At 54.1% G+C, this 10,090-nt stretch carries 7 protein-coding genes; 2 read left to right on the top strand and 5 right to left on the bottom strand.

The annotated features are described in order from the left end of the window. Positions 1 to 535: 535 nt before the first annotated feature. The 4 genes from A3841_RS17575 to fabG all read right to left on the bottom strand — a co-directional run bounded on the left by A3841_RS17575 (position 536) and on the right by fabG (position 5,112). Positions 536 to 1,213: a pseudouridine synthase gene (locus A3841_RS17575; RefSeq protein WP_073854370.1), complete on the bottom strand. Its 678-nt coding sequence runs from the start codon at positions 1,211 to 1,213 to the stop codon at positions 536 to 538. A gap of 29 nt (positions 1,214 to 1,242) precedes the next feature. After that, positions 1,243 to 1,824, bottom strand: a complete 582-nt coding sequence (locus A3841_RS17570) for a GNAT family N-acetyltransferase (protein WP_073854368.1) — start codon at positions 1,822 to 1,824, stop codon at positions 1,243 to 1,245. A 238-nt stretch (positions 1,825 to 2,062) separates the two neighbouring features. After that, positions 2,063 to 4,138, bottom strand: a complete 2,076-nt coding sequence (locus A3841_RS17565) for a hypothetical protein (RefSeq protein WP_073854366.1) — start codon at positions 4,136 to 4,138, stop codon at positions 2,063 to 2,065. 227 nt (positions 4,139 to 4,365) lie between these two features. Beyond that, positions 4,366 to 5,112, bottom strand: a complete 747-nt coding sequence (gene fabG / locus A3841_RS17560) for a 3-oxoacyl-[acyl-carrier-protein] reductase (protein WP_073854364.1) — start codon at positions 5,110 to 5,112, stop codon at positions 4,366 to 4,368. Between the two features lie 281 nt (positions 5,113 to 5,393). Here fabG and A3841_RS17555 point away from each other — a divergent pair, with 281 nt between their 5' ends. After that, positions 5,394 to 6,731 (top strand): peptidoglycan DD-metalloendopeptidase family protein, encoded by a 1,338-nt coding sequence (locus A3841_RS17555; protein WP_073854362.1) that lies wholly within the window; start codon positions 5,394 to 5,396, stop codon positions 6,729 to 6,731. Positions 6,732 to 7,530: 799 nt separating this feature from the next. Here the strand turns inward: A3841_RS17555 and A3841_RS17550 are convergent. Continuing rightward, positions 7,531 to 8,139: a tetratricopeptide repeat protein gene (locus A3841_RS17550; RefSeq protein WP_073854360.1), complete on the bottom strand. Its 609-nt coding sequence runs from the start codon at positions 8,137 to 8,139 to the stop codon at positions 7,531 to 7,533. A 201-nt stretch (positions 8,140 to 8,340) separates the two neighbouring features. Between A3841_RS17550 and lpdA the strand changes: the two genes are divergently transcribed. Continuing rightward, positions 8,341 to 9,735, top strand: coding sequence for a dihydrolipoyl dehydrogenase (gene lpdA / locus A3841_RS17545; protein ID WP_073854358.1), 1,395 nt, complete (start codon positions 8,341 to 8,343; stop codon positions 9,733 to 9,735). The last annotated feature ends 355 nt before the right edge of the window (positions 9,736 to 10,090 follow it).

The raw sequence follows: 10,090 nt of genomic DNA, 5'->3' as shown, positions 1-10,090 counted from the left end.
CCCAGTCCTTGGGTTGAGCGCCTTGTGAGATCCGGTGCCACGTTAGTGGCAGCGCCCTGGCGCAGGAGGGAACACAGCGCGATGCCAAAGGACGAGCCCTCTCGGGCTTGAGAGCACCAAACCAAGAGATGAAACTATAGGCTTGTGGGAACTACAGGATCAGCAGCAGCTAGTAAGTATAGCCTGTGTCAAAAAGTAGAAAGCAGCGGCTAGGGAAGTATGGCTGAAGTATAAAGACACAGGCGGACGCCCCGAAATGCTCCGGGACTTTCAGCTTGCGCCAGGAAAGTATGAAGTATAGCAGTAAGTATAAATCAGCAAGTATAAAAAGTATGCTTACGCGGATTAGGGAATCCGCAGCAGAGAGGTTCCGGACAGGGGTGTCCGGAACAGCAATTTTAAACCTGGAACAGCAAGTATAAAGTATAACTCAAGTATAAAAACCACAGCCTTATGAATCGGAAAACCCGGAGCACTTGCAGGAAGGCGCTGGGGCTCTACTTCCGGAATTTTGAAGCTGTAAGAAACATCATCTTTAATTAATCTGCTTCCGGAATCCACCTTTGCCGCTGCTCCTGCGGCCTTTGCCGGCGGTACCGAAACCTTTGGTGCGTACACCACTGCCGTCACTTCCGCTGCTGCCTTTGGCTATACTTTGTAGCTGCTCCACTTCCTCGGGGGTAAGTTCGCGCCACTCACCGGGCTGCAGACTGCCTATACTTAGCGGGCCAATTTCCGGACGGATCAGGCGGAGCGTGGGGTAACCCACGGCGGCGGTCATGCGGCGCACCTGGCGGTTCATGCCCTGTGCTATTTTGATCTCCAGCCAAGTGGTGGGGACGTTTTTCCGGAAACGGATTGGGGTGGAGCGCTCCCATACGTCAGGATCGCCCTCCAGCAGGCGCACTTTGGCCGGGGTTGTTTTGCCGCCCTTTATCTGAACGCCTAGCCGCAACCTGGTCAGCGCCTCATCAGCAGGCACACCCTCCACCTGCACCCAGTAGGTTTTCTCAACCTTAAACTTGGGGTCGGAGAGGCGGTGCTGCAGTTTTTTGTCATCAGTCAGCAGCACCAGTCCCTCGCTGTCATAATCGAGGCGGCCGACGGGGTAGATACCAGGCACGGGCACAAAATCCTTCAGCGTGGCGCGGCCTGCCTCGTCGGTGAACTGCGTGAGCACTTCGTAGGGCTTATTTACTAGGATGTATTTCAAAGTATAAGTATAAATCGTGGATGGTTTAGCTAGCCCGACTGCTTTTGCTGCCTGGCCTGCCACTCCTCAAACTCCGGTTTCAGGAGCGAGAACATGATGGAATCCTCCAGTTGGCCACCTACCAGGTAGTGGTTGCGCAGCCGGCCTTCGCGCTTAAAGCCAAAATGCTGCACCAGCTGCAGCGAGGGCGTGTTGTAATCGGCGATCAGCGCCTCCACGCGGTACAGGTCCATTTGCCGGAAGCCAAAGGTAAGTATAGTTTCCAGCGCTTCCGTCATCAGGCCCTTGTTTTTATACTTTGGATTGGTCATGGCATAGCCCACCTCCGCGCGGCGGTGGCCGGGCACCCAGGTATGAAAGTCGCAGTGGCCGATGACCTGCTTCGTCTCGCGGTCCAGCAGGTGGAAGCCTTTAAAATCATGAAAATACGTGGTGATGCCCTTGGTGTAGCGCTCCTCCATCTCCTCGAACTGCTGGTCGGTCTGCAGGTGCAGGTACGTCATGATCTCCTCCTTGGTCTTTTTTAGGAAGAGCTGGTTGAAAATAGCCGGTGTCAGCTCGCGGAGCAGCAGGCGCTTGGTGGTAAGTACGACGGGGGAGACACTGAGCATTTTGTCTGAATCAGGATTTACAGAATCTAGGGATGCATACTATTATATACTTGTAGCTGGCTGAGAAGGTACAGCTAGAACGAAGTATACTTTTCTGCCCTTAGGTTGTGGGATGCAGCATAAAGTATGTTTTTCTGCTCTCGCAGAAAGCAGGTTGAAAACATGCCAAAATTCAGCCACATTTACGCTGCCGCCATACGTTGTCCAAGTATAGCTTACACACCCTACAACGTAGCTATCAATAACTGCCGTTATACTTGCGCACGAACCACTCCACGATCACCAGGCCCAGCAGCAGGAAGAAGAGCCATTTCATGTCCACCAGGTCGCTGAGCTCCTCTTTGCTGTAGATCACGTTTTTGTGGTCTGCCTGCAGAATGTCCTGCTCCAGCTGCTGCAGTTGCTGCGGATAATATAGCCTGGAGCCGCTGTTGCTGGCCAGCTGGAAGAGCAGGTTATGGTCAGCCACGGCGTTGAGCGCCTCCAGCTGCAGTTCCTCCACCACAAACTCCCCTTCGTCCTTTTGCTGCTGCCTGTTTATACTTGCCGTGGCCGTGTAGGTATAGCGCCCGCCGGGCAGGGTGCCGATGTTCACGCCGCTCTGGTTCTCGCCGTTGGCAAAGGTAAAATTGCGGGTCTGTTCGTCCTCGCCGGTAATTTTTAAGGTAATGTTCTGACCATAGATTGGCTCCAGCGCCTCGTTGTAGGCTTCTGCGTTAAAGCGGATCTCGTCGGAGCTGGTATACTCGGTTTGAGTAGGGTACACGTTCAGGCGCTTCTTGTTTCGTGGCGCGTTCAGGAGCTGCACCAGGTTGGTAATGAGCTGGTTGTAGACCTGGGGCTGCTCGTGGTTGGCGGCCTCCTGCAGGCGCCACTGCCAGGTGCCGGAGGCCAGCAGCACGGCGTTGCGCTTGTTATCGGAGGTCTGCACCGTGAGCAGCGGCTTGTTGGTGCGCACGCGGCCCACCTGCTGGTAAAGTATAACTTCGGTGTTGGGGGATAGCCTGACATCGCCAAAGGGCACCCGCGCCGGCGGGTACTCCTGCAGCCGCTCCGCCGCGTTCTCGGGCAGCTGGAAATTGCTGAAGCTGGAGTTGGGCACCGCCGTTACCTCATCGGTTTGCCCGCTGCTGATCAGGTTGATACCAATGTTCAAACGGTTGAAGTTGGGCAGGTCGCTTTGCGGGCCGAGGATGTAGAGAGCAGGCAGGTTCTTCTGGCGCACCAGGTTAAGCGCGGGCTCGGCACCGGCCATGCGCCCGGGCAGTTGGTGCAGCACTGCCACATCGTAATCCTGTTGCTTCAGCTCGTTCACGCTGGGTATAAACAGGGTTGTCTCATAATTCTCGTTCGATTCGATGGCGGAGCGGATGGCCTTGATATCGGGGTGCGGGGCGGCAGCGGCGATGAGCACTTTTATCTTGCCCTTCACCACATCGATATAAGCATGCTTGGTGTTGTTGAGGGTGGTGAACTCGCCCTCCAGCGGCGCTACCTGCACCACGTAATGGCGCTTTCCCAACCCACTGGCCAGCACCTGGAACGGCACCTGCTGCACCGGCTGGTTATCTCTGAAAAGCACCTTCTTGCTGGCGATGGTTTTGCCGTTCTCCTGAAGTATAACGTTGGCCGTCCGGCCGCCAAAGCCCTCTTGCTGCACCTCCACCTCCAGCGGGAAGCGGCTGCCGCTGTAGTTTACCTTGTTGTAGCGCAGCGAGGCTAACAGCACGTCTTTCTTCGGCACGGTATCGCCCACGGCCACCGGGTACAAAGTATAGCCATAGTTGCTGTAGGTCGGCGACATGCCCTGGTTCACGATGCCATCCGAGAGCAACACCACACCCGCCAGGTTCTGCCCTACATATTTATCCTGCACCCGCGTCAGCAGCTGGCTCAGGTTAGTGGTCTCGAAGCCGTAGGTTACATTATTTATACTTTCCTGCTGCTCCTCGCCCAGCGTCTGTATGGCCGTCCGGTAGCCCTGTTCCTCCAGCCGCTCCCGCACCTGTTGCAGTTGCTGCTGGGTGGCCTGCAGCGCCGCAGAGTCCGAAAATAGCGCCACCGATTGCGAGTTATCCAAGGCAAACACAATAGTAGGAGGCACCGTGGTGTTGGATACGTACCTTATCAGTGGCCCCATCAGCAGAAAACAAAGTATACTTACCACCACAAATCGCAGCGCTGCCAGGCCATAGTTGAGCGATTTTGGCCACGGCGCTTTTTTACTGTAGAGCAGCCACGCATACAGCGCGCCCGCTGCCAGGCAGGCAAGTATAAGCCAGGGTGAGGCGGTGGTGATGAGGCGGAGCGACACTTTTAAGTTAGAAAGTTAGAAAGTTAAAGAGTTATACTTTACGGCAGTTCTGCAAGTATAGGTGCTGGTGCTTAATTTATACTTTGATGTGCGATTGAGACGGGCTCATCAACTAAAGTTAAAATATAAAGACCAATGCTACTAACGTAATCTTAACGCAGGTGCATTGGTCTTTATAAAAATCAGAGTGATTTTTATTCACTCATTCACAATTCACTCATTCAAAATTAAGTGAGCATGCCGCCGTCTACCTGCAGCACCTGGCCGGAGATGTAGGCCGAGTCGTCGGAGGCCAGGAACACGGCTGCTTTGGCCACGTCCTCCGGCGTGCCGCCGCGCTTCAAAGGTATAGCCTTGCGCCACTCGTCCACAACTTTCTGGTCCAGTTCGCCGGTCATCTCGGTTTCGATGAAGCCCGGGGCGATGGCGTTGCAGCGGATATTACGCGAGCCCAGCTCCAGCGCCACCGACTTGGTAAAGCCGATGATACCCGCCTTGGAGGCCGCGTAGTTGGCCTGGCCGGCATTGCCTTTGATGCCTACCACCGAGGTGATGTTGATCACAGAGCCGCTCTTGGCGCGCATCATGTGCTTGGTAGCCGCCTTGGTCACCGCAAAAACCGACTTCAGGTTCACGTTCATCACCGCGTCCCACTGCTCCTCGTTCATGCGCATCAGCAGGCCGTCGCGCGTGATGCCGGCGTTGTTCACCACCACGTCGATCTTGCCAAACTCCTTTACCACGTCCTCTACCAGTTGCTCTGCCTGGGTGTAGTCGGAGGCGTCGGAGCGGTAACCTTTTACCTTGCCGCCGCCAGCCGCCAGTTCCTGCTCCAGTTGCTGTCCTTTTTCCACGCTCGAGAGGTAAGTGAACGCTACCTGGGCGCCATGCTCCACAAACTGCTGTGCAATGGCGCGTCCTATTCCTTTTGATGCCCCGGTGATCAGGGCTACTTTTCCTTCTAATGCTTTCATGGGAGCCAAAGTTAAAAAAGATTTCGATAATCCGATGCAGCGGCTGCAACGGCCTCGGCAGGCAGCACGGAAGCTGCTGTTGCTAAGAAGGTTGCCGGAAGTATGGCAAAGGTATAATTGAGGTATAAAATGTAGCTATATAGGAGTTTATTATATGTATGATTCCATGGAAAGTATGGTAACATATTTACAATCTGAATATTGTGTGAAAATTGACTTTTATTTTTATAGGTTAAAGTCTATTTTCGTGACCATTATTAATCAAAGGTACCCCGAATTTTATGTTGAAACGCAGAAAAGGATTCGCCATCCTGATCGCGTTGTCGTTGTTGATCTGCATTACGGCTGCGCAAACATTGGACTTTATCCCGGTAAACCTGCTGGGGTCTAAGCGAGCGGAAGCGGCTCCCACAGAGGAAGTTGCCGAAGAAAGAGAGAAGCTAGAACTGCCCGCGCCCGTCGTCTACGGCATCGCCACCGACTCGCTGGAGATAGTGGAAGGGGAGATAGCCCGCGGCGAGGTGCTCTCGCAACTACTGGCCCAGTACAACATCGACGCACCCACAGTACACAACCTGGCCCAGAAAGCGAAAGACATATTTAACGTCCGCAAGATTGCCGCCGGCCGTAACTACATGATCCTGCACCAGCGCGACTCCGCGCAAACTGCCCAATACTTTATTTATGAACCCAACCAGGTGGAGTACGTGATCTTCGACCTGCGCGACAGCCTGGCGGTAACGCTGGAGAAGCGCAAGATAGAAGTGATCGAGCGCACCATTACCGGTGAGATCAACAGCTCGCTGTACGTAAGCATGGTGGAGGCCGGCGGATCGCCGCAACTGGTGAACAGCTTTGCCGACATCTTTGCCTGGCGCCTGGACCTGAACCGCCTGCAGCCCGGCGACAACTTTAAGCTGATCTATGAGGAGAAAGTGGTGAATGGCCAGACCATCGGCTTTGGTGAGTTGAAGTCGGCCGTTTTCGAGCATGAGGGCGAGGAGATCTACGCTATCGGGTTTGACGAGGGCAATGGCATCAATTACTACGACCAGAAGGGGCAGAGCCTGAAAAGAGCTTTCCTGAAGGAGCCGCTGGAGTACACCCGCATCAGTTCCCGCTTCTCCAAGCGCCGTTTCCACCCGGTGCAGAAGCGCTACAAAGCGCACCTGGGCACCGACTACGCCGCCCCGCGCGGCACACCAATCCGTACGGTGGGTGACGGGGTGGTAGTAGCGGCCCATTATACCAGAGGCAACGGCTACTTCGTAAAAGTGCGTCACAACGATACCTATACTACCCAGTACCTGCACATGTCTAAGTTTGCAAAAGGCGTACGCAAGGGAGCGCGCGTAAAGATGGGGCAGACGATTGGATACGTTGGCAGCACCGGCCTGGCCACCGGCCCGCACCTCTGCTACCGCTTCTGGAAGAACGGCCGCCAGGTAGATGCCCTGAGCGTGAAACTACCAGCAGCCAAGCCCATAAACAAAAAGCACCTGGATGCCTTTGACGAGCTAAAGGAAGAAACCATGCAACGCATGCAGGCCATTGATATTAAGAACGTGAAACAGGAGCTACTGGCCTCCGGCAAAACCAAAGAGCCAAACGATGCTTAAAACTATACTTTAGTGAACATTTGATTTATAAAGCAAAAGGCGCTGGAAACGGCGCCTTTTGCTGTTTATGGCTTGGGCAAATGTTTGTTATGTAGCATACTTTCTGCTTCTGGCGCAGGTCTTCAGGCTTGTGTCCTACGGGTGGTGCCGAGTCTCTGACTTGGCTGTCTTGAAAAGCCATACTTATACTTTGGCTATACTTCTATACTTTCCTGGCGCAAGCGTCCGCTTGTGCCTTTTTATACTTGAGCCATACTTTATACTTCGGCTATACTTGCTACAGCCATACTTTGCTAGCCGCCGCTTCCTTCTGCTTGAAACAAGCTATCCTTTCTAGCTGCCGTTCATCCTCCAGATTAACTTACTCTATAGTTGCATTTCATACTTTGGTGCTCTCAAGCCCGAGAGGGCTCGCCTTCGGGCATCGCGCTGGGAGCTTTTCCTGCCCTCGTTCCTCGGGCTGCCTCGCTAGCGCTCGTCACCGGAAAAACTCGCATAGGCGCTCAACCCAAAGGCTGGGATCAGATTCGATAGCCGCCTGCTATGCAGCTTGAACCAAAGTCCCCCTTTTGAAGGGGGCAGGGGGATGATAATCGTTCATGGAGCTTAACCTGATGCCTCCGGCCTCAGTGAAGTCGGAGACTTCACATCATTGGCAGGACACGAGTCTGGAGACTCGCGCCAGAAACAAACAAAAGAACTCCCTTACTTGGTCCTTGGATAAGGAGGGGTAGGGGTGGTTGGAACCGGTACCATGAGAATCCCCTCCCTTCTACTTAAATTACGTTATACACTGGTCCTACTTACAATACTTCTTCAGGTAGGGCTCGGCTTCTTTCAGGCCCAGTTTCTTGGCTCTGGACCAGTCGGAGCAGGCGTTGGCTTTCTCGCCGATGTTGTAGCGCGGCGCGCCGCGGTTGTAGTAAGCTTCGGCGTAATCCTTGTCCAGTTCCAGGGCTTTGGTGTAGTCGGAGATGGCGCCGCTGTAGTCTTTGAGGGCGTAGCGCACCAGGCCGCGGTTGTTAAAAGCGCGGGCGTCCTTGGGGTTCAGTTCCAGCCCTTTGTTAAAATCCTGCAGCGCGGCTTTGTACTCGCGCATGTTGTAGCGGGAGAGGCCGCGGCTCAGGTAAGCCTCGGCATACTTTTTATTGGCGGCGATGGCCCTGGTGAAATCCTCGATGGCGCCCCGGTAGTCGCGCAGACGGTCTTTGGCTACGCCGCGGTTGGTAAGGGTGGGGGCGTGGCGTGGCTCCAACCGCAGCACCTCGTCGTATTGCTGTATCGCCTCGGTGTACCTTGCGGCCTTGAACTGCTCATTTCCGTTTCTAAAGAAATCTTTTGCCGTTTGCTGTGCAGCTGCAGAGAGGGTGATAAGCACAAAAAATAAAAGGGGTAGAATTTTAAGCATACGCACGCAGAATTTATACTTTTGGGGCTAAAGTACGGCAGTATGGGGCACTCTCAAAATTAATTTAGGATAATAATCATACAAGGGGCCGTAAGTCCTATCAAGTTCCTGCCATTGTACTAAAAGCCAGGGATATAGAAGGTGGTTTTGCAGTGTTGGGATTATCGTTTAATTTTGTCAACAAACTATAACAAAGAGACTATGGCATCAAAATACGATTTAGTAGTGCTGGGTAGTGGCCCGGGCGGTTACGTGGCGGCAATCCGTGCGTCGCAGCTTGGTTTGAAGGTGGGCGTTGTGGAGCGCGAGTCGCTGGGTGGCATCTGCCTGAACTGGGGCTGTATCCCGACCAAGGCACTGCTGAAAAGCGCGAACGTTTTCGAGTACATCAACCATGCTGCTGATTATGGTATCACCATCGGCGAGGCTTCGGTGGATTTTGATAAAGTGATCCAGCGCAGCCGCGGCGTGGCCGACGGCATGAGCAAAGGCATCCAGTTCCTGTTCCGCAAGAACAAGATCGATGCGATCATGGGCAACGGAAAAGTGGTGGCCAAAGGCAAGCTGGAAGTGACGGACGCAGAAGGCAAGAAAAGCACGGTGGAGGCTGATAACATCATCATCGCCACCGGTGCCCGCTCCCGCGAGCTGCCGAACCTGCCTATCGACGGCAAGAAGATCATCGGCTACCGCCAGGCCATGGCCCTGGACAAGAAGCCTGAAAGTATGGTCGTGGTGGGTTCCGGCGCCATCGGTGTGGAGTTTGCCTACTTCTACAACGCGATGGGCACGAAGGTGACGATCGTGGAGTACATGCCGAACATTGTGCCGGTAGAGGACGAGGAGGTGTCACGCCAACTTTCCAAGTCGTTCCGCAAGTCCGGCATCAACATCATGACCGACTCTTCTGTAGAGCACGTGGACACGAAGGGCGACTTGTGCAAGGTTACCGTTAAAACGGCCAAAGGCGAAGAGATACTGGAGGCTGAGGTAGTGCTTTCTGCCGTGGGTATCCAGACAAACCTGGAGAACATCGGCCTGGAGGAACTGGGCATTAAAGTAGACCGCGGCCGCGTGGTGGTGGATGAGTTCTACAAAACCAACGTGGACGGCATCTACGCGATCGGCGACATCGTGCCGGGCCCTGCGCTGGCGCACGTGGCCTCTGCCGAAGGTATTATCTGCGTGGAGAAGATAGCCGGCCAGAACCCTGAGCCGCTGAACTACGGCAACATCCCGGGCTGTACGTACTGCTCTCCGGAGATCGCCTCTGTGGGCCTGACCGAGAAGGCAGCCCGCGAGCAAGGCCTGGAGGTTAAGATAGGCAAGTTCCCGTTCTCTGCTTCTGGTAAGGCAAGCGCCGCCGGTGCCAAGGATGGTTTCGTGAAAGTAATATTTGACGCCAAGTATGGCGAGTTCCTGGGCGCGCACATGATCGGTGCCAACGTAACCGAGATGATCGCCGAGGTGGTAGTAGCCCGTAAACTGGAGACCACCGGCCACGAAATGATCAAGGCGGTGCACCCGCACCCAACCATGAGCGAGGCGATTATGGAAGCCGCCGCCGCCGCTTACGACGAGGTGATCCACCTGTAGGCAGGAAGCAGGAGCAGCTAACAAATAAGGAAGAGGCTGGCCGGATTTTCGGTCGGCCCCTTTTTATTTGGCAAAGCCGCCGAAGTATACTTGGAACATTTTGGGCCCGGCTGTGTTATTGGCATACCGGAAGTATACTTCACTGCTTACTTTCTTCTCTTTCAGGCACCTACCCTTATACTGATTTATGCTTTTAGTTCGTTTAATGGACCAGCACACCCTATAACTTAAATTTATAGTTCCGGCCTGCATTGTTGGTTCAGTATTTGAGCATATACCTGTCAATCAGATTTTTAATCCGTATCCTTGATTCACTCTTTTGCTCTTTCAGCCTTTTTGTGAGTTTGGTTTTACC

Source organism: Pontibacter flavimaris (assembly GCF_001907195.1).
Classification (GTDB): domain Bacteria; phylum Bacteroidota; class Bacteroidia; order Cytophagales; family Hymenobacteraceae; genus Pontibacter; species Pontibacter flavimaris.
Note: the sequence above shows the minus strand (reverse complement) of the source record. Positions and strands in the feature narration are given on the sequence as shown.